This window comes from Pseudoalteromonas sp. SWYJZ12 (assembly GCF_015864395.1).
GTDB lineage: Bacteria > Pseudomonadota > Gammaproteobacteria > Enterobacterales > Alteromonadaceae > Pseudoalteromonas > Pseudoalteromonas arctica.
Map to the genome: position 1 here is coordinate 44,839 of NZ_JADYXH010000020.1, position 24,417 is coordinate 69,255.

Annotated in this window: 21 protein-coding genes and 1 tRNA gene; 16 read left to right on the forward strand and 6 right to left on the reverse strand. The window is 39.4% G+C overall.

Annotated features, from left to right (window positions below; genetic code table 11):
* Window positions 1–57: 57 nt before the first annotated feature.
* Window positions 58–1,260, reverse strand: a complete 1,203-nt coding sequence (locus I6F42_RS16915; protein ID WP_197152869.1) for a bifunctional alpha/beta hydrolase/OsmC family protein — start codon at window positions 1,258–1,260, stop codon at window positions 58–60.
* A 267-nt stretch (window positions 1,261–1,527) separates the two neighbouring features.
* On the opposite strand from I6F42_RS16915, the gene I6F42_RS16920 reads away from it, so the two are divergent.
* Both I6F42_RS16920 and I6F42_RS16925 read left to right on the forward strand, forming a co-directional pair.
* Window positions 1,528–2,367, forward strand: coding sequence for an isopenicillin N synthase family oxygenase (locus tag I6F42_RS16920; protein WP_033028806.1), 840 nt, complete (start codon window positions 1,528–1,530; stop codon window positions 2,365–2,367).
* 200 nt (window positions 2,368–2,567) lie between these two features.
* Window positions 2,568–3,962 (forward strand): DEAD/DEAH box helicase, encoded by a 1,395-nt coding sequence (locus I6F42_RS16925; protein WP_165726647.1) that lies wholly within the window; start codon window positions 2,568–2,570, stop codon window positions 3,960–3,962.
* A gap of 171 nt (window positions 3,963–4,133) precedes the next feature.
* Here the strand turns inward: I6F42_RS16925 and I6F42_RS16930 are convergent, their stop codons facing one another.
* Together I6F42_RS16930 and I6F42_RS16935 are read right to left on the reverse strand one after the other, a co-directional pair.
* On the reverse strand, window positions 4,134–4,877 hold the full coding sequence (locus I6F42_RS16930; protein WP_197152870.1) for a DUF3307 domain-containing protein: 744 nt from the start codon (window positions 4,875–4,877) through the stop codon (window positions 4,134–4,136).
* Window positions 4,877–5,500 (reverse strand): hypothetical protein, encoded by a 624-nt coding sequence (locus I6F42_RS16935; protein WP_165726645.1) that lies wholly within the window; start codon window positions 5,498–5,500, stop codon window positions 4,877–4,879. The genes I6F42_RS16930 and I6F42_RS16935 overlap by 1 nt, the downstream gene beginning before the upstream one ends.
* Window positions 5,501–5,650: 150 nt before the next feature.
* Between I6F42_RS16935 and I6F42_RS16940 the strand changes: the two genes are divergently transcribed.
* The 8 genes from I6F42_RS16940 to I6F42_RS16975 all read left to right on the forward strand — a co-directional run bounded on the left by I6F42_RS16940 (window position 5,651) and on the right by I6F42_RS16975 (window position 13,164).
* On the forward strand, window positions 5,651–6,154 hold the full coding sequence (locus I6F42_RS16940; protein ID WP_024594121.1) for an NYN domain-containing protein: 504 nt from the start codon (window positions 5,651–5,653) through the stop codon (window positions 6,152–6,154).
* 174 nt (window positions 6,155–6,328) lie between these two features.
* Window positions 6,329–7,249 carry an NAD(+) diphosphatase gene (gene nudC, locus I6F42_RS16945; protein WP_197152879.1) on the forward strand — a complete coding sequence of 307 codons (921 nt, stop codon included), beginning with the start codon at window positions 6,329–6,331 and terminating at the stop codon, window positions 7,247–7,249.
* A gap of 9 nt (window positions 7,250–7,258) precedes the next feature.
* On the forward strand, window positions 7,259–8,440 hold the full coding sequence (locus I6F42_RS16950) for a cystathionine beta-lyase (RefSeq protein ID WP_024608065.1): 1,182 nt from the start codon (window positions 7,259–7,261) through the stop codon (window positions 8,438–8,440).
* A 143-nt stretch (window positions 8,441–8,583) separates the two neighbouring features.
* Complete coding sequence (locus I6F42_RS16955) at window positions 8,584–9,411, forward strand: ABC transporter permease (RefSeq protein WP_197152871.1); 828 nt, start codon at window positions 8,584–8,586, stop codon at window positions 9,409–9,411.
* A complete protein-coding gene (locus I6F42_RS16960; RefSeq protein ID WP_197152872.1) occupies window positions 9,408–10,316 on the forward strand; it encodes an ABC transporter ATP-binding protein in 909 nt (302 codons plus the stop codon). Before I6F42_RS16955 ends, I6F42_RS16960 begins: the two co-directional genes overlap by 4 nt.
* Window positions 10,316–10,690 carry a PH domain-containing protein gene (locus tag I6F42_RS16965; RefSeq protein ID WP_008172599.1) on the forward strand — a complete coding sequence of 125 codons (375 nt, stop codon included), beginning with the start codon at window positions 10,316–10,318 and terminating at the stop codon, window positions 10,688–10,690. The genes I6F42_RS16960 and I6F42_RS16965 overlap by 1 nt, the downstream gene beginning before the upstream one ends.
* A gap of 199 nt (window positions 10,691–10,889) precedes the next feature.
* The gene (locus tag I6F42_RS16970; RefSeq protein ID WP_197152873.1) at window positions 10,890–11,684 is read left to right on the forward strand and encodes a putative porin; all 795 of its coding nucleotides are present in this window, start codon (window positions 10,890–10,892) and stop codon (window positions 11,682–11,684) included.
* Between the two features lie 676 nt (window positions 11,685–12,360).
* Window positions 12,361–13,164: a putative porin gene (locus tag I6F42_RS16975; protein WP_197152875.1), complete on the forward strand. Its 804-nt coding sequence runs from the start codon at window positions 12,361–12,363 to the stop codon at window positions 13,162–13,164.
* Window positions 13,165–13,255: 91 nt separating this feature from the next.
* On the opposite strand, the gene I6F42_RS16980 is transcribed toward I6F42_RS16975, so the two are convergent.
* Window positions 13,256–15,103 (reverse strand): M2 family metallopeptidase, encoded by a 1,848-nt coding sequence (locus I6F42_RS16980; protein ID WP_197152876.1) that lies wholly within the window; start codon window positions 15,101–15,103, stop codon window positions 13,256–13,258.
* A 167-nt stretch (window positions 15,104–15,270) separates the two neighbouring features.
* On the opposite strand from I6F42_RS16980, the gene I6F42_RS16985 reads away from it, so the two are divergent.
* Window positions 15,271–17,547: an acyl-CoA dehydrogenase gene (locus tag I6F42_RS16985; RefSeq protein ID WP_197152877.1), complete on the forward strand. Its 2,277-nt coding sequence runs from the start codon at window positions 15,271–15,273 to the stop codon at window positions 17,545–17,547.
* A gap of 342 nt (window positions 17,548–17,889) precedes the next feature.
* On the opposite strand, the gene I6F42_RS16990 is transcribed toward I6F42_RS16985, so the two are convergent.
* Window positions 17,890–18,324: a hypothetical protein gene (locus tag I6F42_RS16990; RefSeq protein ID WP_007587009.1), complete on the reverse strand. Its 435-nt coding sequence runs from the start codon at window positions 18,322–18,324 to the stop codon at window positions 17,890–17,892.
* 142 nt (window positions 18,325–18,466) lie between these two features.
* A complete protein-coding gene (gene cysK / locus I6F42_RS16995; RefSeq protein WP_024608071.1) occupies window positions 18,467–19,435 on the reverse strand; it encodes a cysteine synthase A in 969 nt (322 codons plus the stop codon).
* Window positions 19,436–19,797: 362 nt separating this feature from the next.
* Between cysK and I6F42_RS17000 the strand changes: the two genes are divergently transcribed.
* The 5 genes from I6F42_RS17000 (at window position 19,798) to I6F42_RS17020 (ending at window position 24,417) form a co-directional block, all read left to right on the forward strand.
* Complete coding sequence (locus tag I6F42_RS17000; protein ID WP_169061067.1) at window positions 19,798–20,949, forward strand: dicarboxylate/amino acid:cation symporter; 1,152 nt, start codon at window positions 19,798–19,800, stop codon at window positions 20,947–20,949.
* Between the two features lie 108 nt (window positions 20,950–21,057).
* Entirely contained in the window at window positions 21,058–21,708 is a 651-nt protein-coding gene (gene uvrY, locus I6F42_RS17005; RefSeq protein ID WP_002963136.1) for a UvrY/SirA/GacA family response regulator transcription factor, read from the forward strand.
* Between the two features lie 9 nt (window positions 21,709–21,717).
* A complete protein-coding gene (gene uvrC, locus I6F42_RS17010; RefSeq protein ID WP_197152878.1) occupies window positions 21,718–23,541 on the forward strand; it encodes an excinuclease ABC subunit UvrC in 1,824 nt (607 codons plus the stop codon).
* Window positions 23,542–23,583: 42 nt separating this feature from the next.
* On the forward strand, window positions 23,584–24,129 hold the full coding sequence (gene pgsA / locus I6F42_RS17015) for a CDP-diacylglycerol--glycerol-3-phosphate 3-phosphatidyltransferase (RefSeq protein WP_032827134.1): 546 nt from the start codon (window positions 23,584–23,586) through the stop codon (window positions 24,127–24,129).
* A gap of 212 nt (window positions 24,130–24,341) precedes the next feature.
* Window positions 24,342–24,417, forward strand: a tRNA-Gly gene (locus I6F42_RS17020).

The window sequence follows — 24,417 nt, forward strand, 5'->3', positions numbered from 1 at the left end:
TTTATAAAAGTTAAATCACAACGCAGTGTTACCTGCGCTATATTAATTTTACGGCAGTTATTCTACCAGTTCACTTACAATAACTGGGTTATTATGTAGTGTTTTATGCACAGGGCATTTGTCGGCTATTTCGAGTAAACGCTGGCGTTGTGGCTCTGTTAAGTCGCCACGTAAAGTGATTTTACGGATAATTGCTTCAAGGTTACCTGTTTGCTCACAATCGTCGCAATCTTTGTTGTAATCGCGAGTGTGATCAAGCTCTACTTTTACATGCTCTAGTGGTAAGTTTTTACGTGTAGCGTACATACGCAGTGTCATGGCCGTACAGGCACCAAGCCCCGCTAATAAGTGATGATACGGATCAGGACCTAAGTTTTTACCACCTACTTTTATTGGCTCATCTGCAAGCCAAGTATGATCTTTTGTACTTACGTGCTGAGTAAATACATGGTCTTTTTCTTCAACGAGTACATTGCCACCCGTTAAACTTGCCGTGTATTTAGTTTTGTCGTACTTAACATAACGGTTTGCCCACGTTGCAATTATTTGTGCTGCGTAGTCGGCATCGTTTTTATTTGTTAAAAGGTGATCGGCGTTATCTAGGCTAATAAAGCTTTTAGGATGCTTGGCTGATGCATAAATTTTTTCAGCTTCACTAATATTTACCGTCGCATCAATAGGGGAGTGCATTACTAATAATGCGCGCTTAAGTTTACTTATGTGGCTTTTATCGTACTTGGCTATATCGTCAATAAATTGCTTTTTAATGGTAAATTCACGACCAGCTAAGTTAACTTTAGCTTCACCTGCTGCGTTAATTTCATCAAGGTGTGCTTCAAAGTTATGCGCTACGTGCTGCGCATCTGACGGTGCACCAATGGTTGTAATAGCCGATACTTCAGGAATATGCTCCGCAGCAGCAAGAACGGCAGCCCCGCCTAAACTGTGGCCAATGAGTAGTTGCGGCGCCGCAAAATGCTCACGTAAATGATTTGCCGCAGATACTAAATCTTGAATGTTTGATGAAAAGTTACTGTTAGCAAAGTCGCCATCGCTATTACCTAAACCGGTAAAGTCGAAACGTAGTACGGCAATGCCTTGCTGTGTTAAAGCTCGGCTAATACGAGTGGCTGCTGCAATGTCTTTACCGCAGGTAAAGCAGTGTGCAAATAGCGCGTAAAACTTAACGTCACCAGAGGGAAGTTCAAGTTGGCCGGCAAGTTCTAAATCGCCGCTTTTAAAAGATACTTTTTGTCGCATGGGGAGCCTTATTTACACAAATAAAATATATTATATTAGTAGACCATATATAAGCACTAAACCTTGCAAATTCAACGTTTTTTTATAAGTTGATCTTGATCAAGCCAAGTGGCGGTGACTATGCTTTGCGGACATATGTCCTTATGTTTTTGAGGTCATTTGTCTATCCTCGCATAGCGCTATAATGAAGGCTTTGCTACTTTATATAAGTAATTTAGCACTATTAAAAGCAACTCACTTCACACAACCTATTCACTGGAACGTACAATGCAATTACCTACTGTTGATTATAAAGCTCCCGATGCGGCTGCACAATTTGTTGAATCGTTAAGAAATACTGGATTTGGCGTTTTAAAAAACCACCCAATCCCACAGTCTTTAGTTGAGTCTATTTACAAAAATTGGCAAGACTTTTTTAACTCAGAGCAAAAGCACGACTTTTTATTCTCTAAAGAAACTCAAGACGGTTATTTTCCGCCTTCAGTATCTGAAGTAGCGAAAGGCTTTACAATAAAAGACATTAAAGAGTACTTTCATGTGTACCCTAAAGGTCGCGTTCCTGCCCAGCTTGAAGCTGATGTACGTCAATACTACCGTTTAGCAAGTGAATTTGCTGGCACATTGTTAAGCTGGGTTCAGGCTGAATCTCCGGCTGATGTACGTGCTAAGTTTTCGATTGATTTAAAAGACATGATTGCAGGCTCTGAGCAAACATTGTTACGTATCCTACATTATCCGCCTATGACGGGTGATGAAGAGCCAGGTGCTATTCGCGCAGCAGCCCATGGCGATATTAACTTATTGACTGTATTACCAGCTTCTAATGAGCCTGGTTTACAAGTTCAAAAAACAGATGGCGGTTGGTTAGACGTGCCATGTGATTTTGGCAGCTTAATTATTAATATCGGCGACATGTTACAAGAAGCGTCGGGCGGGTATTTCCCATCGACAATTCACCGTGTAATTAACCCGACGGGTAAAGCATCTACTAAATCGCGTATATCACTACCGTTATTTTTACACCCGCATCCAGATGTTGTGCTTTCAGAGCGCTACACGGCAGATAGCTACTTGCAAGAACGCCTGCGTGAGTTAGGTGTTAAGTAACTCTTATACTTAGAGTAATTAAGTATAAATATAAAACGGCTTATGGCCGTTTTTTGCATTTTTAAGCAACTTGAGCACAGGTTTAATTTTATTAAGCTATGCTCAATTGCTCGCAACGTAAATAATGGCATGCATTCTTAGCTACTACAGGTATAATGCGCGCAACTGGCTAACGTAGCCTAATTTAAAAGAGAGTTTATATGAGTTTTGAAGGTTTAGGTTTATCACAGTCTTTGGTTAATGCGGTTTTAGAAAAGGGCTATGAAACGCCAACGCCGATTCAGGCTCAAGCAATTCCTGCAATTATTGAACGCCGTGATGTTATGGCAGCAGCGCAAACAGGTACAGGTAAAACAGCGGGTTTTACATTACCACTTATTGAGCGTTTGTCGTCAGGCCCTAAAGCTAAAAGTAACCACGTACGTGCACTTATTTTAACGCCTACACGTGAGCTTGCTTTGCAAGTAAGCGAAAACGTTGAAGAGTACGCTAAGCATTCGGATGTGAGCTCATTTGTAGTTTACGGTGGCGTTAAAATTAACCCACAAATGCAGCGTCTTCGTAAAGGTGTTGATATTTTAGTAGCAACGCCGGGTCGTTTAATCGACTTACATAATCAAAATGCAGTTAAATTTGATAGCGTTGAAGTGCTTGTACTCGATGAAGCTGACCGCATGTTAGACATGGGCTTTATTCACGACATTAAACGCTTAATTGCTAAAATGCCTGCTAAACGTCAAAACTTGATGTTTTCGGCTACATTTTCTGACGAAATTCGTGCATTAGCAAAAGGGTTAATTAATGACCCTGTTGAAATTTCAGTTGCTGCAAAAAATACCACTGCAAAAAGTGTTACTCAGTGTGTTTATGCGGTAGATAAAACACGTAAAACAGCATTGCTAAGCCACTTGATTCGCACTAACGATTGGCAACAAGTGTTAGTGTTTAGCCGCACAAAGCACGGTGCTAACCGCTTAGTTAAACAACTAGAGCGCGATGACATTGTAGGCGCGGCTATCCATGGTAATAAATCACAAGGCGCACGTGTTAAAGCACTTGATGGTTTTAAAAGTGGTGAAGTACGCGTACTAGTAGCAACAGACATTGTTGCACGTGGTTTAGACATTGTTGAATTACCGCATGTTGTTAACTACGACTTACCAAATGTATATGAAGATTACGTTCACCGTATTGGCCGTACAGGCCGTGCCGGTGCGTCGGGTCATGCGATTTCGTTTGTAACAACAGAAGATGCTGTTGATTTATACGGTATTGAACGCTTTATTGGTGAGCTTATCCCACGTGCTGAAGAAGACGGTTTTGAGCCTATTAACCCAGTCGCTGAACGCGCATTAGATGCTCGCCCACTGCCGGCTAAAAAGCCTAAGAAAAAGCAGCCTTTTAATAAGCCTAAATCTGATAGCAGCAAGCCTAACAGTAAAAAGCCGAACAATGGTGGTAATGGTACCGGCCCTCGTCGTGGTGGTTCTAAAAAGCCAGCAGCTAAAACAGATGATAATGCGCAAAACCCATGGGCAAAGCGTGAATCTGTTGGCGGTAATGGCCAGCGCCGTCGTCGCACAAGTAACGATTAATCATTATTAACGATTAATCATTATTAACGATTAATCATTATTAATGATTATATTGGCGTTTAATTAATTTAGAACTTGATTAAAGGTTGATACAAAAAACGCGCTCCCTTCTTTTTAATCGATAGAAGTAGCGCGTTTTTTATTGTCTGTAATTTGTACTTACTGTATTGCCTACCTGATTAAATAGTTAATACCCAAGCCGACAAATAAAGTAACACTTACGCTAAGTAATGTGCCGAGCATAACGTACTCGGTAAGTTTTTTATCTTTACTTGCACTTAAATCGCCAAACCTAAATACTGACTTTGCTGCAAGTAAAAAACCAAGCCCTGCAAATTGGTCAAGCAATATAAAGCTCAGCATAAGTACGCGCTCAAGCATACCAATGCTTTGCCCTGCAAGCGGTAAGCTACCAGTACTTGAAAAGTTACTTGTTAAACGCTCTAACATCATTCTTATAAATACGGCGCTAGGACTTAAAATAATTAAATAACCGCATACCACCCACAGTATTTTGGGATCAGTGAGCATATTATTAATTGCTGTCATAAAGCTGCTGTTATCAGTTAGCCAAATACTGAGCGCAATAATAACGAGTATGTGCGCTATTTGATCAAGTAAAAAAGGCACCACGCCTTTATTAGAATACGATTTAGCTATATCAATAAAATAATGGCTCAACATAATGCTCGCCGTGGCAATTAAAATACTGCTTAGTTGCTGCCACCCGAATGTGTATTCCCACACGGTAATAATAAGTGCACTTGTTATACCATGCACTAGTACATGAAAATAAAGCTTACTGGCTTTAAAGTGACGGGTGTTTCTGTCGTTTACCCAACTCATAGGTTGCCAGTAAAAATCAGCGAGTAAGTGGCCAATAATAAGCGCGACCAGTAAAAGTGCAAACTCCATTATTCACCTCCTTTAATTATATTTTTTATAAAGTGTTGTGTGTGTTTAATAAAGCGTTCTATAAGTTGGTAGTGCGCTAAATTTAGTAGTTTGGTTACATTTTCGCGACTTGTTTTAAGCTCTTTAGCCAGTGCCGCGTGGCTGTTGTCTGATGATGTTAAATAGACATACAGGGCATTTGCTTGTTTTTGCGTGATTTTAGTGAGTAATACGTCGGCAAAGGCTAAATTAAGATTTAAGCTTTCATCAAGCTGCTGCTCATTAATATTAAAAACAAAGCGTTGATTACCTATTTTATCAAGGCCTTGCCCCGAAAGGGTAAAAGCAGAACCGGTTGCTGTTTTTATATCGCTGCGTGGGTTATCTATTTGCCCAAGTGCCAAGCTTTGGCGCAGCTCATAACCTGACGATTTAAGGTGTAAATATACAAGTATGGCATTTTTAAAAAGGAGCTCAGGATTATTAACTTGTAACTGAAAGGCATCGCCTCGGTATATATTCCAAAGTGTTTGCTCCCCCGAAATGTTTCGCAAACTTTGCTCTAGTTGATAAAGCATGGCATCGTATTGCTGCTTAGGGATTGTTTGCGATTTAATAATATCGCCGCTGATCACACCAATCATAAAAATCTCAAAATGGTTACTTTTTAATATGTAACCAATATTGGTTACATAAGGGTATGTAACTAATTTAGGTTACTTAAATATAAATTGCAAGGTACACTTATTTTATAATGTTACTTTTATTGCTATTAATCCTCACTAGGACACTAAATGACTTTACAAAACGAGCAGCAAAGCACGAAACCACGCGTAGGTATTTTTGTTGATGTGCAAAATATTTATTACACGTGCCGCGAGAGTTACGGAAAAAACTTTGACTACAATGCGTTTTGGCGGGTAATGCAGGCGCAATACAATATTGAATGTGCTTTTGCGTACGCTATTTATCGAGGTGATGAAAAGCAAAATCAGTTTCAAAATATTTTGCGTGCGATTGGCTTTGACGTAAAGCTAAAGCCATTTATTCAACGTCGTGATGGCAGTGCAAAAGGTGACTGGGATGTAGGCATAACAATAGACATGTTAGAGCAGGGTAAGAATCTTGATAAGGTTATTTTGCTCTCTGGCGATGGTGACTTTGCTTTGTTACTTGGGCATTTAAAAAATCAATATAATGTACCGTGCGATGTATACGGTGCTGACCGGTTAACTGCAGAGGTATTAAAACAAAGCGCTGAGCAATTTCATTTAATTGATAATACCTTGCTCCTTTAACAGCAAAAAATAGTTAAAAAGGTGCAAGCTAAGTGCCTGCAACATGAGAGATTTTAATACAAAGCCGTAATAGATGAATTAAGCCTTATATAGGCTTTTTTTATTACTGTAATCAATTGGGTTTGCTAAATGATTATGGTAATTTTAAAGCATAACGAGTTACCAAGGACTTACATGCTTCATTACAGCAACATGCCACTAGATAGAGGCTCAAATTTTCGTAAAGACCCATCGTGGCTTAAAGCGCAAATGTCGGCGCAAAGTAAATGGGTTTTAGTTAAAAATAATCAAACCCTATTTATTAAAGATACCCCTAAAGTAAGCTATTTAACGTATCAACAAGTGGCGCATTTAGATTTAACGAGTGCTATTTTTGTTGGTTTAAATAATGCTAAACATGGTGTGTTTGCATTGGATGTATCTGATCTGGATGAAAGCGTACTTTCGCCTTTAATAGAGGGCGCTCAGTTTTTTGATATTCGCCAATATGGGCCTCAAGTAACCATTAAATATGCCTCAATAGCCGCCCTTGCGAGAGGGTTATGTTATTGGCATGCCACGCATCGTTTTTGTGGGCGCTGTGGTAGTAAAAACCGTTCAGTGGAAGCCGGGCACTCTAGAGTGTGTGAAAACGAAAACTGTAAGCATCCTACATTCCCGCGTACCGATCCTGCGGTAATTATGGTGGTTACTAAGGTATTTGCTGACGGAGTAGAGCGATGCTTGTTAGGTCGCCAAGCTACGTGGCCTACTGGTATGTATTCGTCGCTTGCTGGGTTTGTTGACCCAGGTGAAACACTGGAACAAGCTGTTGCGCGTGAAGTTAAAGAAGAGGCAGGCATAGAGGTTGATAACGTACGTTATGTTGCATCTCAGCCATGGCCGTTCCCATCGTCAATTATGCTTGGTTTTTTTGCAGAGGCGACATCTGAGGAAATTAACGTAGATAAAGAAGAGCTAGACGATGCAAAATGGTTTAGTCGTGAAGACTTAGAGCAATTTGGTAATTGGCACGAAGAAGGGGAGCATTTAAAGCTGCCCAGAACCGACTCTATCTCTCGTTATTTAATTGAGCATTGGCGCACAAACCCTTAAGGATTAACAATGTCGAGTAAAAGTAATAAAAACACTCAGCTGGTATCATCAGGGCGCAAAAAAGCCTATACACATGGCGTAGTAAATCCCGTTGTACAGCGTGCATCTACCATTGTATTTGATACTGTAGCAGATTTAAAAGAAGCTGCTAAAACCCGTGGCGATAAAACGTTATTTTATGGGCGCCGGGGCACAACAACACACTTTGCACTACAAGAAGCGATTACAGAACTTGAAGGCGGCGAAGGCTGTGCACTATACCCTTGTGGCGCAGCGGCGATTAGCCAAGTATTTTTATCGTTTTTAAAAACCGGTGATCATATTTTAATGGTTGATAACGTGTACGAACCAACTCGCGATTTTTGCGATAAAATTTTAGTGGGGCTGGGCATTACAACAACCTACTACCCGCCAACCATTGGCGCAGGTATTAAAGACTACATTCAGCCAAATACCAAAGTATTGTTTTTAGAATCCCCAGGTTCTATTACGATGGAAGTGCAAGATGTGCCTGCTATGGTAAAAGTAGCCAATGAGCATAGCGTAATGACCATACTTGATAATACCTACGGCAACGGTTTGCATTATCGTCCGCTAGAGCACGGTGTTGATATTAGTATTCAGGCTGCAACGAAGTATATTGTCGGCCATTCAGACGTGATGATGGGTGTGGCTGTTGCTAATAAAAAGTACTGGCCAACCTTGCGCGAAAACTCGTACTTACTAGGGCAATGTACCAGTGCCGATGATGCGTATTTAGCGCTTAGAGGCCTTCGTACAATGGGTGTGCGTTTAAATCAACATGAAAAAGCAGCAATAGAAGTAGCTAAATGGCTTGAACAACATGAGCTTGTTGATCATATTCGCCACCCTGCATTTGAAACCTGCCCAGGGCATGAGTTTTTTAAACGTGACTTTGATGGCAGTAATGGGTTGTTTTCATTTGTTATGAAAACTGGCAATCAAAAAGCGATTGATGCATTTTTAGATAGCCTTGAGCATATTAAAATGGGCTTTTCGTGGGGCGGTTTTGAAAGTTTAGTAACCGCTAATTTAACTATGAAAGGGCTGCGTTCAAATACAGGTTGGGATTTAGGCCCGGTTATTCGCTTGCATATTGGTCTTGAAGATGTTGAAGATTTAATTAGCGATTTAAGCCAAGCACTTGAGGTTTATAAGCAGCATTTATAATTTATATCGCAATTTATGCTGTTACATTTAAATGTATTGTTACAAAGCTCACCATAGGTGGGCTTTTTTTTGCTGGTAATTCAAGGTGTTTACACTTAGTGTGGATAAATACACAGAAAATAAAAAGTCATTAAGGATAGTCAATGGCAACACCATTACCGATAAACGTAGGGCGATTAACGCAAATAGCGGGATTTGAGCTTGTACGTATGTTTTTAACTAAACGTGGACTTATTGCATTAGCAGCCTTTGCATTGGTGTGGCTAATAATACTGCGCTACCCAATAGGGCAGGCAGTAGGCATTGTAAGTGCGCCCGATTTTGAGCAAATAGCCCGTGATATATCAGGCTCCATTGGTTTAAGTAAGCTGCTTGATTGGCCTGAGGCCGAATTTGCTATGTACTGGTTAATAGCCCTGTATAGCTTTCCCGTTTTTGGTTTATTTATTTGTAGCGACCAAACGGTAGGCGATAGAGAGCGCGGCACACTAAGGTTTTTATCACTGCGCTCCACTCGCTTTGAAATACTGTTTGGTCGTTTTTTAGGACAATTAGCGATATTAGCCTGCTTAGTGGGCATTACTCTTGTGGCTACGCTTGCTGTACTAGGGTTTAGAGATCCAAGTTTACTGGCTGGTGGTTTTGCTCGTGCGCTTTCTATATTTTTAATATTGGTTGTTACTTTATGTCCATTTGTAGCACTTATGACGTTAATAAATACCTTTGCTCGCTCATCGCGTTTATCTATTGTATTGGCAATTTTATACTTTGCAGCAGGCGGTATTGTAGTTGGTATATTGCAATGGCAAATACCCGCATTAGGCTTGCTTGATTATTTATTTCCGGGTGTGCAAATAGAGTTATTAGCGGGGCAAAATTTACCATTATTAAGCGCTGTGGCTATTCCCCTTGTGCAAACTGCGGTGTTACTAATCGTCGCTCAACGTATTTTTGCAAGGAGCTCACTATGAGACCATTGATTACAGCCAGCGGTTTGAGTAAGTCGTATGGTGCAAAACTTGCGCTTAATAATGTGAACTTTGAAATTAATAAAGGCGCGCCAGTGGCCCTTGTTGGGCCAAATGGTGCGGGTAAAACCACCTTATTTAGTTTGTTATGCGGCTATATTGCGCCAAGTAAAGGCAGCCTTGAAATATTAGGGCATAAACCAGGGAGCGCTGCTTTATTTAATAAAGTAAGTGCATTACCGCAAGACGCACAACTTGACCCTCGTTTTAATATAGACAAGCAACTCGCTTTTTATGCAAAACTGCAAGGTATGGGCGCTAAGCAAAGCCAAACTGAGGCGCTACGTGTACTTGACTTGGTTGGCTTAAAAGAGATTGCAAAGCAGCGTGCAGGGGATTTATCGCACGGTATGCGCAAGCGCGTTACGATAGCGCAAGCACTTATTGGCGCGCCACAAATTGTAATGCTTGATGAAGCAACCGCAGGGCTTGATCCTATTCATGCCAGAGAAGTGCGCGAGCTAGTATCTGAATTAAGTGAGCAGGCTACATTTATTTTAAGCTCTCACGATTTAACTGAGCTTGAGCGACTATGCTCACAGGTACTTCATTTAGATAAAGGCGTACTGAGCGAGCATCAAACAAAAACAAATAATACCGATAAACACTTTTATACATTAATGCTAAGCGAAGCTTATCAAAATGTTGAGCAACAGCTTCAAACAATTGCAGGTGTGAGCCGGGTATATATGAGCCAACATAAAGAATATGTAGTTGAGTATCAGCCAACGAGCGATCCACTTGATATTGCACTGCTGAGCTTTTGTCATCAGCACAATTGGCAGTACAGGCAGTTAGTTAACGGGCACACATTAGAGAATCAAATATTTAAACAGGAGAGAGTATAATGGGTTTACTTAGCGGACTTATGGGTAATGCAAGCGAAGTTGACGATTCTGATTTAGAGAAAATACTCGCCAATACATTAATTGAGGGTGAGCAAGTAGAAAAAGCATATAAAGTAGTACGTGATATGTTTATTTTTACGAATAAGCGCTTAATTTTAATTGATAAGCAAGGTATGACTGGCTCTAAAATGGAAATGGTGAGTATTGCTTACTCTAAAATCACCAAGTTTAGTAAAGAAAGTGCAGGCCATTTTGACTTAGATGCCGAGCTAAAAATATGGGTTGGCTCAGATCCAACACCAATTAGTAAAGAGTTTAAGTCTGGCGATAATATTAACGATGTTTACCGTATAATTAGCCAGCACGCGCTTTAATACAGTACATGTTTTAAGTAGTTGTTGACTAGATGTTGCAGCTACTTTAATTTTACAGTTTACAACACTTCCTTACAATTAACTTAATAAATACAATTGGTTAGTTAAGTTTTCATTCAGTTTCTTAGCGTTAGCATGTGCCTCGACTTTAGCAATACAGCTAGAGCATAAAAAACAATGCACATAGGGAAGTCTTACAATGAAAAAATTAGCAGTTATTATTTCGAGCATTTTATTATCTAGCACTGCGGCTGCTGCAGACAGCTATAACTCAATTAGTAACCTAAGCTACAAAAATAGCGATAACAACGACACCGTTGCTGTAGATTCTATTTACTACTTATCTCCTAAAAAAACTTTGGGCCCGTACGATCAATTTGAGTACATTAATAAACAAACTAACGTATATGGTAGCTACGCTGATGACGACCTTGGCGATTTAACTTCAGTTGGTGGTGAATACTTCATTAATGAGTTTGTTGTTGGCGCATCTTACGAAAACCAAGACTCAGATTCAGGCTCTAACAGTGAGCTTTATAAACTGACGGGTAGTTACTTTTTCAACCCTGATTTACTTGCAAAAGTAACGCTAGTTGAAAACAAAGACGGCGATGATTACGCATTATTTGATTTAGCTTACAACTACATGCTTAATGGCACAGATTACGTAGGTGTTACACTTACATCAGACGACGATTTTGATTACCGTGCAGTAGCTGCTAAATACTTTATTGATTTACAGCAAGGTAACTACCTTACTTTTGAAGGTAAATACGAAAGCATTGATGACGCCCAAAACCAATGGGTAGCAGAAACTAACTACTACTTCTCAAAAGCAACATCTGTATTTGCTAACTATAACAAGCAAGATACTTATAGCTTTGGTGCTCAACACTTCATCAATAAAAATATTGGTGTAAAAGTGGGTTACGAAAACAACGCTGATGATTCAGATAACGATGCTTACTTTGCTAACATGCGTTTTCAGTTTTAATTAAGTCCCGTACTTAGTTAATACAAAAATAATATTAAAAAGCCCGCTAAATTTAGCGGGCTTTGTCGTTTTTATACGTTTGAGCTTTTAACTATAAACTTTTACCAGCCATAATTATGGCCTTTATTTTGCTCATCTAAATAACTCATTTTAAGTTATAAATAGAGTCGCCATGAATGGCTTAATTATTACTAAAGTCATTAAGTGCAGCCGATGATAATAGCTATAAAATAGTAAGTATTGGAGTTGTTTTTGCTAGTAAACAATGGTTATTGGAAAAAAACAGATAAAAATATGCACTGATACAAACCTATTTTTCATTATAAATACAGAAATAATGAATTAAATAGAGTAATTTTTTGAGAAATTATAAAAATATAGTGAGAGGAGGTTATATTGATGAGGTTTATCGAATAATTAAGTTGTATTCAATTTAGCGACACTTTGTACCGTACTTATAACTTTTTAAATTTAAATGATGACATGCTATTGTTCTGTATATTCAAGAGATACTCTATGTTTACATTTATGTGTAAATATTTACAAGTTCACCACCTGCATTTGGTTTTTATTTGGCCTTTCATTCAGTTTTTGTTCACTTTTTTGGCGTTAGGATGCGCCTCGACTTTGGCTAGACAGCTGAAGCATTAAAAGTAACATTTATAGGGAATTTAGAATGAAAAAATTAGCAATTATTATTTCAAGCATTTTGTTATCAGGCGCTGCAACCACTGCAATGGCAGCAGACAGCTATAATTCAATAAGTAATTTAGGTTACCAATTTACAGACAGTAATAATGATGACCAGTTTAGTATCGATTCTACTTATTATTTCTCTCCTAAAAAGACATTAGGTCCTTACGACCAGTTTGAGTACATCAATAAGCAAACTAATGTTTTTGGTTCGTACACAGATAACGACGCAAGCGATGTAACATCGGTTGGCGGCGAATATTTTTATAAAGATGTTGTTTTTGGTGCTTCTTACGAAAACAGTGACTTTGGTTCAAATGATGAATCTTACGCGTTTACAGCTGGTTACTTTTTCAACCCAGATTTACTTGCAAAAGCGAAATTTGTTGAAAATGATGACGGCGAAGACTACGCGTTATTCTCTTTAGCATATAATTACATGCTTAATGGTACTGACTATGTTGGTGTAACTGTTGAGTCTGATGATGATTTTGACAAACGTTCAGTAGCTGCAAAATACTTTGTAGATTTACAAGAAGGTAACTTCTTAACTGTTGAAGGTACATTTAATAGTATTTCAGAAGCTGATGATACATGGGATGTAGAAACAAACTACTATTTCAGCAAAGCTACGTCAGTATTTGCTTCTTACGATAAAGAAGATGCTTACACTTTTGGTGCTCAACACTTCTTTAACCAAAACCTTGGTTTAAAAGTAGGTTACGGTAACAATGCTGATGATTCTGATAACGATGCTTACTTTGCTAACATACGCTACCAGTTTTAATTGAGTCTTGTACTTATTTAATACAAAAATAATATTAAAAAGCCCGCTTAGTTAGCGGGCTTTGTTGTTTTTATACAAGTGTATTACTTTATTACCAGCCGCAGTTGCGGCCTTCGTTTTGTTTATCTAAATATGTTTGTAATGGTGCAAAGTAATCGAGCATTGCTGTTGCATCCATTTGCGGCTTACCTGTTACAGTTTCAAGCGCCTCTTGCCAAGGGCGAGACGAACCCATTTCAAGCATAGCGTTTAGCTTATCCCCTGCTTCTTTTGAGTTATAAATAGAGCAGCGATGAATGGCTTTATCGTTACCGGCAATTTCACATAAGCTGCGATGAAACTCAAATTGCAAAATATGCGCTAAAAAGTAACGTGTATAAGGCGTGTTACCCGGAACGTGGTACTTAGCACCCGGATCAAAGTCATTTTCGCTACGTGCGATAGGAGCTTGCACTCCTTGGTATTTTTCACGTAGTTCCCACCATGCTTTATTGTAATTTTCCGGTGCTACTTCCCCTGAAAATACCTGCCAGCGCCACTGATCAACCATTAAGCTAAACGGCACAAAGGCGACTTTATCAAGTGCCATTTTCATTAATAAACCAATATCTTTAGATTCATCAGGTACTTGTTCAAGTAAGCCGATTTCTTTTAAGTAACCCGGTGTAACCGATAAGGCAATGGTGTCACCAATGGCTTCATGAAAACCATCGTTTGCACTTTCTTGATAAAATAAAGGCTGCTTGTTGTATGCGCGTTGATAAAAATTATGACCTAATTCATGGTGAATAACTGAAAACTCTTCGCCTGTGCGCTGAATACACATTTTAATGCGTAAATCGTCTTTGCTATCGATATTCCATGCTGATGCATGACACTGCACATCTCTGTCTTTTGGTTTTACAAACAATGAACGCTCGTAAAATGTCTCTGGTAGTGCGTCAAAACCCATTGAGGTAAAAAAGTTTTCAGCCCCTTTTACCATTTTAAGTTCGTCGTAATTATTTTGAGCTAATAACTCGGTTACGTCGTAACCCGGATCGGCGTTTTCTGGTGCAACTACATCGTAAATATTACCCCATGCTTGCGCCCACATATTACCAAGTAAGTGCGCTGGTATTGGCTGATCTTGAGGTACTTTGTCGGTGCCGTACTTTTCACCTAACTTTGCGCGAACATGACAGTGTAGCGAGTTATACAGTGGTTTAACTTGGCCCCAAATACGGTCAAGCTCGGTGGTGAAGTCATCAGCAGGCATATCGTATTTACTGCGCCACATAGCGCCCGTATCGGCATAACCAAGCTCCTTTGCACCTTCGTTGGTCAGCACTACTTGTTGCTCGTAAAGTGGGCGCATGGGTTTTGATATTTCACGCCAGCCTTGCCATAAATCAAGTAGTTCGTTGTAATCTCGGCTGGTGGCCATTTTTGAAGTCATGTCGCCAAGGCTTAAACAGGTGCCGTCTTCTTTACAGTATTTACCTTTACCATATAGCCCGCCAAGCTCTGCGACAATTTGTGAAAGTTGCGCTGTTTTATCAGCGTCTTGTGGGGCAGGAAGTGTAAGTGCTAGTTTTAGTTTATCAAGCTTACGGCGAGCATCGTAATCAAGCTCTAGTTCGTCGTATTTTGCAGCTTCATTTGCTAAACGCACGACTGTTTCGGTCATTTTACGGTTAACTTCAGCCGATAGAGCCGACGTATCATGAGTAATAAAGTTTGCGTAAATCCATTCTGCACGGCTCGATTCTAAATAAAGTGCACTTAGTTCTTTTTCTGTGTTTGTTATAAATGTATTTGCATCTTTAGCTGTTACAGCTTTTTTAGTGTGTGGTGAATCGGTAGTGTCTATCGTTACTTGCGCATCGCAGGCCGTTAAAGCAAGAGTACTTGCTACCATTAAGGCGCTCATACTTAGTTTAAATCGAAAAGGGGTCATGCTATTCCTTTAATTTATTGTTATTAAAACGTTGATAATAGCAGTGATGTTTAAAACAATAAAATGAATGCGTTAAGGCTCACGACTCGTCGTGCAATGATTGTATTTAAATTAAGATGGGTCATAATTAAGTTACTATTTTCATTCAATGTGTAAGGAATGTGCGCATGTTAATATTTATAATATTGCTGGTCGTGGTGGTGGTAATTTTTGCGGTTAAAGATATTCGCCTAAACTTGATTACTCGTCCTACGTTTAAAATGTTCAAAAAGGTGCTTCCGCCATTATCGCAAACAGAGCGAGAGGCGATGGAAGCAGGTGATGTTTGGTGGGATGGTGAGTTATTTAGTGGTAACCCAGACTGGCAAAAACTGCACCGCTTTCCTAAACCAGAGCTTAGCGATAAAGAAAACGCATTTATGGCTAACCAAGTAGAAACCTTATTGGCGATGCTTGATGATTATCAAATTGTACAAAAAGACAAAGACTTACCAAAAGAAGTGTGGGATTACCTAAAAACAGAAGGTTTTTTTGCGCTGATCATTCCTGAAAAATTTGGCGGTCGTGAGTTCTCGGCAATTGCTAATTCAACGATAGTGTCAAAAATTTCGACTAAAAGCTTAACAGCCGCAGTCACTGTTATGGTGCCTAATAGCTTAGGTCCGGGCGAGTTACTTCTTCACTATGGTACTAAAGAGCAGCAAGATCGTTGGCTGCCAAGTTTAGCTAATGGTACAGATGTTCCTTGTTTTGCATTAACGGGACCAGAGGCGGGCTCTGATGCTGGCAGCATTCCTGATTCAGGCGTGGTGTGTATGGGTGAGCACAATGGCGAGCAAGTAATGGGCCTGCGTTTAAATTGGTCAAAGCGTTACATTACACTTGCACCCGTGGCTACTGTACTCGGCTTAGCATTTAAAATGTATGACCCTGATGCTTTATTAGGTGATAAGAAAGAGCTAGGCATTACATGTGCACTAATACCAACCGATCATCCGGGTGTTGAAACGGGTGAGCGTCATTATCCGCTTAATATGGCCTTTATGAATGGTACCACTTACGGTAAAGATGTATTTATACCACTGGACTGGATCATTGGTGGGCAAGAGTGTGCAGGGCGTGGCTGGAGAATGCTTGTTGAGTGTTTAAGTGCAGGGCGTGGTATATCACTACCGGCATTAAGTGCAGCAACTGGACATTTAGCTTCAAAAATGACATCGGCATACGCCATGGTACGCCAGCAGTTTGGTGTATCTATAGGGCAGTTTGAAGGTGTTCAAGAGGCACTTGCACGTATTGGTGGTTTAACTTACACACTTGAGTCGTGCAGATTAATGACCGCAGGTGCGATTGATTTAAAATTAAGCCCGTCGGTTGTAACCGCGATTGCTAAATACCATATGACTGAAATGGGTCGTACGGTAATGAACGATGCAATGGATATTCATTCAGGTAAAGGAATTCAAGTAGGGCCTAATAACTATTTGGCGCATGGCTATATGGGTATTCCAGTATCAATTACGGTTGAAGGCGCGAATATTTTAACGCGTAACTTAATGATATTTGGCCAAGGTGCAACACGCTGTCATCCATTTGTTTTAAAAGAAATGGAAGCCGCTGCAATGGAAGATGACGACGCAGCACTTGAACAATTTGATGGTTTATTAATGAACCATATAATATTTGCAGCAAGTAATGCAGGTATGGCATTTGTGCATGGCTTAACACGTAGTTATTTTGCTAAAGCGCCTGTAGGTGGTGAAACGGCTGTTTATTATAAGCAACTGAGCAGAATGAGCCGAGGCTTAGCTATTTGCACAGACGTGGCTATGTTAATGCTTGGCGGTGAGCTTAAACGAAAAGAAATGATATCGGCACGTTTGGGTGATGTATTAAGTCATTTGTACTTAGCATCAACTGTTTTAAAACGTTATGAAGACGAAGGGCGCCAACAAGCTGATTTACCATTTGTAAAATATGCTATTGAGAACTCATTATTTGAAATTGGCCAAGCGTTTAATGGCTTCTTTAAAAACTTTTCAAATCCGGTTGTTAATTTTACCCTTAAACGTATCGTCTTCCCGCTTGGAAATCATTACCACAGACCAAGTGATGAAATAGCACAAAGTATTTGTGAGCGTATGACTCAACCGGGTGTATTTAGAAACCGCTTAACGCATTTATGTTATGTAGATGAAAATGCAGGTACAGGGGTCATGGAAAGCGCATTTTTAGCTATGCATGATATGCAAGCGCAGTTTAAAGATCTAAAACAATGGCAGCGTAAGGGCAGTGTGCCTGCAACGCTTGATATTGAAGGTGCTATAAATTATGCGCTTGAAAATAAGTTATTAGAGCAAACGGATGCTGATGCAATGCATCACGCTAATAAGTTACGAAAGAAAGCCATTGCAGTTGATAATTTTCAACCAGGTGAGCTGTAGCGCAGTACTTTAAATACTAGGGCGTATCGACCCTTCGTGGTTGAATTTGCAGCAGACTGTTTGGTTTTTAGGCAAGGCAGAGCCTATGTAGTGTGGTTATTCCCCATAAATAGGCGATAACGCAGCATAAATGCCAAACATGCGCTGCCCTTTGGGTTCTTTCTAGGGACGATTAACTCTTTGTTGCTCGGTTTTTACTTAGCCCACTAGGTTACAAACCTCGCGCCGCGATTAAATCGCCCCTAGATTGAACAAACTTCAATCCACAAAGATCAACACGCCCTAGCTAAAGCGAAAAAGGCCTTACAAATGTAAGGCCTTTTTATGTTTAATTCATTTATTTTAACGAGCGTAAGGGTCGGCAACTATTTTATCTATGTACCATTTGCCCTTTTTACGAAGCATTTTTACACTGCGCATTTCGTCAATTTTATCACCATTTAAATAGCCGGTAAAAATAAGGTTTATTTTGGCGTTATCACCGTATTGTTCACGGATGCTCATATTGGTCATATCAACTTCAATGGTTACTTCATCATATTGCATATTTACTAAGTTACGGGAAAACTGTTTTGCAGTGCCGTAGGATTTCATGATGCGCGTAAGATTGGGTGTTGCCATGGTGCTGGCTTTTTGAAGGTCTTGCTGGTTATAAAGCGCATCAAAATAAGCGGTTGCTGTATCGCCAGGAGTGTCGCCAAGTGTTTTGGTATCGTCTCCACAGGCTGATAAAAATAAACAGATAACCAAACTTAATAAACTCGTGATTTTTTTCATATTAGTTATTATTAATTAGTTTTTTTAAAGTGTGTGGTTTATCTAGGAAGATGTAAAGGTATGGGGGGCAATAAATAGAAAATTGGATAATAAATAATAAAAAAGGATGCCTAAAGCATCCTTTTAAAAATCTTAAAATTACTTATTGTACTAGCTCTTGCTCACTAAATTCTTCATCAAACATTGGGCTTGATAAGTAACGCTCAGTTGCACTAGGTAGGATAACAACAATATTTTTATCTGCGTTTTCAGGTTTTTCAGCAATTCGCTTAGCTGCAACAACCGCGGCACCTGACGAAATACCGACTAAAATACCTTCTTTTTTCATTAACTGATGCGCCATTGCAATTGCGTCTTCGTTAGATACAAGCTCGGCACCATCAATTAAGTCCATATCTAAGTTGCCAGGGATAAAGCCTGCACCAATGCCTTGGATTTTATGAGGGCCAGGTTTAATTTCTTCACCGGCAAGCGTTTGGCTAATGACTGGAGAGTTAGTTGGTTCAACAGCAATAGATTTAACGTTTAGACCTTTTTCTGTTTTAAGGTAACGGCTAACACCTGTAATAGTACCACCAGTACCTACGCCGGCTACAAAAAAGTCTACTTTGCCGTCAAGTGCATCGTAAATTTCTGGGCCTGTTGTTTCAAAGTGAATTTTAGGATTTGCAGGGTTTTCGAATTGTTGTAATAAAATATACTTATCAGGTGCTGTTGCTTGAATTTCTTTTGCTTTTTCAATTGCGCCATTCATACCTTTAGCACCGTCAGTAAGTACTAGATTTGCACCTAATGCTTTTAATAGCTTGCGACGTTCTAGGCTCATGGTGTTTGGCATAGTAAGCGTTAACTTGTAACCACGTGCAGCTGCAACAAATGCAAGTGCAATACCAGTGTTACCTGATGTTGGCTCTATAAGTTCTTTACCTTCAACAAGCTGACCTGACTTTTCAGCTTCCCAAATCATTGATGCACCAATACGGCATTTGATACTAAAGCTTGGATTACGAGATTCAACTTTAGCGTATACATTCCCACCCGTAACACGGTTAAGTTTTACTAGCGGCGTATTACCAATAGTTAGTGAGTTATCTTCAAAAATAGTAGACATAATGTTCCTTTGGATACAATCTGATCAACGTGCTAATAGCCTTTGCTACTAACTATACATACACACTTTACTGTGAGTTTAAAAAAACTAAAGTAAAGTTTGGCTATAACATATATTTATTGGGCTTATAACCAGTCGAAATAAAAATCAATTATTAACGGTGCTTTAGTTATTGTAGGTGCGGGCTTAATTTGAGATTTAAAGAGTAAAAACTCGTTTAGTCAAAAAATGTTCAAAAGAGCTCTAGATTAAGCTGTATTTGTTCGTTATTTGCGCACATGAATGTAACTTGAATAGTTTTATCACACAATGCGTCTAAAACATGATAAAAACACGTATCTAAATTCAATTAAGCAATCACAATGAAGTTAATCTTAAAATTAATTGCCGGTATTGTGGCCGGTATCTTAGTCGGACTATATGTACCTATAACTGGTGTTGAACTTTTATTTACAGTAAAAGAGCTGATTGGTCAAATTATCTCCTTTACCATCCCTCTTATCATTTTATTTTTTATTGCATCGGGTATTGCTGGCCTACCAAAAGGGTCTGGTCACTTACTTGGTAAAACAGTAGGGTTTGCTTACAGCTCTACCATTATTGCAGGTACGCTTGCATTTTTATTAGTAAGTGCTGTTATACCTTTTTTAAGTGGTGGCATTACATTTGAAGCAGAAGTTGCTACTGAAATAGGTAGTTTTATTGATTTAGAAATTCCACCTCTGATGGGTGTAATGACCGCATTAGTGACTGCTTTTGTATTTGGTATAGGCATGAGCCAACTAGAACTTGATACGCTTAAAAAGGTGTCTGATCAGGGTCGTGATGTAGTGGACGGGTTATTATCGAAAGTAATTATTCCAGCTTTACCATTTTACATTGCTGGCGTATTTGCCGAAATGACGGTGGCAGGCACTGTGGTAGATACGTTGCAAACATTTGGTGTAGTACTAATTGCAGCGCTTGTTATGCATTGGTTATGGTTAAGCGTTTTATATATAGTGACAGGTATATTGTTAAAACGTAATCCAATCGAATTAGTTAAAAATATGCTACCAGCTTACTTTACAGCGTTAGGTACTATGTCAAGTGCAGCAACGATTCCAGTATCGCTTCAATCAAGTAAAGCAAATAACGTTAAAGAAGATGTAGCTAACTTTACAGTGCCACTTTGCGCGACTATTCACTTATCTGGCTCAACTATCACTATAGTAACCTGTGCAATGGCTGTTATGTTTTTATCGCCAAGCATGGAAGTTCCTTCATTAATGGGTATGCTACCGTTTATTATGATGTTAGGTGTAGTAATGATCGCAGCACCGGGTGCTCCAGGTGGTGCAGTCATGTCGGCGCTTGGTTTATTAACAAGCATGCTTGGGTTTAATGAAGGTGCTGTTGCATTAATGATTGCACTTTATTTAGCACAAGATAGCTTTGGTACTGCGTGTAATGTAACGGGTGATGGTATCATTGCGTTATGGGTTGACAGATTTAGCGAAAAATCGTCATCTTAAACTATTAGAGCGAGGCAATAATATTAATTATTGTTTCGCTTTATGTATGTTACTGTGGCAAATTAATTTAATTAAATTGCATGTTGTTAGGTAAGTGAGGATGTTCCATTGATTAATGTACTTTTAGTTGATGACCATGAACTTGTACGAACAGGAATCAAGCGTATTCTTGATGACGTACGAGGGTTTAAAGTAATTGGCGAAGCTAAAACTGGCGAAGAGGCTGTACAGTTTTGTCGTCAGCATGCGCCAAACATAGTATTAATGGATATGAATATGCCAGGCATGGGCGGATTAGAAGCGACTAAAAAGATTTGTCGTTACTGCCCAGATGTAAAAATTATTGTGCTTACTGTTAATTGTGAAGACCCGTTTCCGAGCAAGGTAATGCAAATTGGTGCACATGGCTTTTTAACTAAAGGTGCAGGCTCTGACGAAATGGTTCGTGCCATTCGTTGTGTTCATGCTGGTCAGCGTTACATTGCACCTGAAATTGCACAGCAGATAGCGCTTGCACAAGTGACAGGCCGCACAGATGAAAACCCTTTTCAGAGTTTATCTGAGCGCGAACTGCAAATTATGCTTATGATCACCAAAGGTGAAAAAGCACAAAATATAGCTGAACGCTTAAATCTAAGCTCTAAAACAGTAAATAGCTATCGTTACCGTATGTTTGAAAAGTTAAATGTAGGTGGTGATGTTGAGCTTACCCATTTAGCTATTCGTCATAAAATGATTGATATAGACGTTTCGTACTAACTATAATTTATGTCTGAATTCGATCACGTACATTTTCTCAAAACGCTATCAAGTGAGCCGGGCGTATACCGCATGCTTGATAGTGACAACCAAGTTATTTATGTTGGTAAAGCAAAGCATCTAAAAAAGCGTGTGAGCAGTTACTTTAGAAGTAACATTACCGATAGCAAAACACGCGTTTTAGTGAGTAATATTTGTAACATTGAAGTCACCCTCACCAATACTGAAACCGAAGCGCTGCTGCTAGAAAATAATCTAATAAAAAAATATCAGCCTCGGTACAACATATTATTACGTGACGATAAGTCGTACCCCTATATTTTACTCACTAGCCATAAACACCCTCGTTTAGCATTTCATCGTGGCAGTCGTAAAATTAAGGGCGAGTACTTTGGGCCTTTCCCAAGCGCAGGAGCGGTATCTGAAAGCTTGCGCTTAATGCAAAAAATATTTCCTGTTCGTCAATGTGAAGATGCTTATTACCGCGCAAGAAGTCGCCCGTGTCTGCAATATCAACTTAAACGTTGCTCAGCTCCATGTGTAAATAAAGTAACTGATGATGATTACAGTGAGCAAGTTGACTATGTTCGTAAATTTTTAACGGGTAAATCTCACGAAGTTATTGCTGATTTAATAAAAAAAATGGAAGCAGCCAGCCTGCAATTAAACTTTGAATTGGCGGCAAAAGTTCGCGACCAAATAATGCTACTTCGTAAAATGCAGGAGCAACAGTCTATTTCTGGTAACTTTGCAGAAATGGATGTTGTCGGTTTTGCGCATTTAAACGGGTTAAATAGCATTCATTTATTAATGATCCGCGATCATAAAGTACTGGGTAGTAAAACCTATTTTCCAAAAGTACCTAAAGATTCGAGTGAGCAAGAAATATTGACTTCATTTTTAGGACAGTACTATTTAGCGCCAGGAGCAACAGGGCGTATTGCAAAAGAAATCATATTACCGTTTGAAATAGAAGAGAGCGGGGCACTCGGCGAAGCGCTTACACAAATAAGTGAGCGCAAAGTAATCCTTAAAGTGGTCACTCGTGGTGAGCGTGCGCAATACTTACAACTGGCCAATAAAAATGCATTAAACAGTATTGCGGTTAAACAAAGTACCCAAGACTCTATTAATAAACGTTATGCACAATTAAAAGCAACACTGCGACTTGACGATATTACCCGAATGGAGTGTTTTGATATAAGCCACACCATGGGGGAGAACACCGTTGCAAGTTGTGTTGTATTTGACTCACAAGGCCCAAATACAAAAGAGTATAGGCGCTACAACGTAACAGGTATTACAGGTGGCGATGATTATGCTGCAATGGAATTTGCACTTAACAAGCGCTATAACAAGTTAGTAGACGAAGACAAAATTCCAGACGTTATCTTTATTGATGGCGGTAAGGGGCAGTTAGGGCGCGCTGAGCAGTACTTTTCTAATTGGCCGCACACTAAAATGCCTTTATTAGTCGGTGTTGCAAAAGGAACGAGTCGTAAACCCGGTCTTGAAACACTATTGATTGATGGTGGACGCAAAACCATTCCGATGGATTCAGATGCGCCTGCGCTTCATTTGATTCAGCATATACGTGATGAGTCTCACCGTTTTGCTATTGCAGGGCATCGTAATAAACGACAAAAACAACGTACACAATCACTACTAGAAGAAATAAATGGAGTAGGTTCTAAGCGTCGCCAAACATTATTAAAATATTTAGGGGGCATGCAGGGTGTAAAAGCTGCTAATATAGAACAGTTAAAGAAAGTTCCTGGGATCAGCCCTGACATGGCTGAGAAGATATTTAACCATTTGCATGACAAGGGCTAGCCCTACATGCGAATATAGCAAAAAAGACATATCCAAGTAGTTATGTGGAATATTCCAAACACACTCACAACATTTAGACTTTTTCTTATCCCCGTTTTTTTGGTGATATTTTATTTGCCTTATAGCTGGGCTTTTTTTGCTGCCGCCTTTATTTTTTGGCTTGCATCGATCACCGATATATTAGACGGTTATTTGGCAAGAAAGCTTGAGCAATCAACTCCTTTTGGTGCTTTTTTAGATCCTGTTGCTGACAAAGTAATGGTATGTGCTGCACTTGTAGCGTTATCTGATCAGTACCAGTCAATGTATATGACAATACCTGCTCTTATTATAATAAGCCGTGAAATTATCATATCTGCACTTCGTGAATGGATGGCAGAGCAGGGTAAGCGTGGTAATGTAGCTGTATCAAATATGGGTAAAATAAAGACGGCTGCACAAATGTTAGCCATTATCGGTTTGATTTGGCAATATGATACGTGGATGAACTATTTAAGTTTTGGACTACTGTACATTGCGACCTTTTTAACCTTGAGTTCTATGATGCAATATTTACGTGCAGCATGGGGTGAATTGACTAAAAATTAACTCTAAATGTATAATAACGCACCGTTTTAGATAAAAAACAAGCAAACAGTTCAAAACTAGCATTTTTTGTATTGACGCGTTTAATAATCTCTGTAGAATGCGTCCGTGTTGAGAGGGCATAGCCCCCGAGATAAACAAAACGGTAATTAATCAGTTACCTGAATGTTCACATAAATCATCATGTGTTAATTCAAATAACTGATAAATAAAATGCGGTACTAGCTCAGTTGGTAGAGCGCGACCTTGCCAAGGTCGAGGTCACGAGTTCGAGCCTCGTGTACCGCTCCA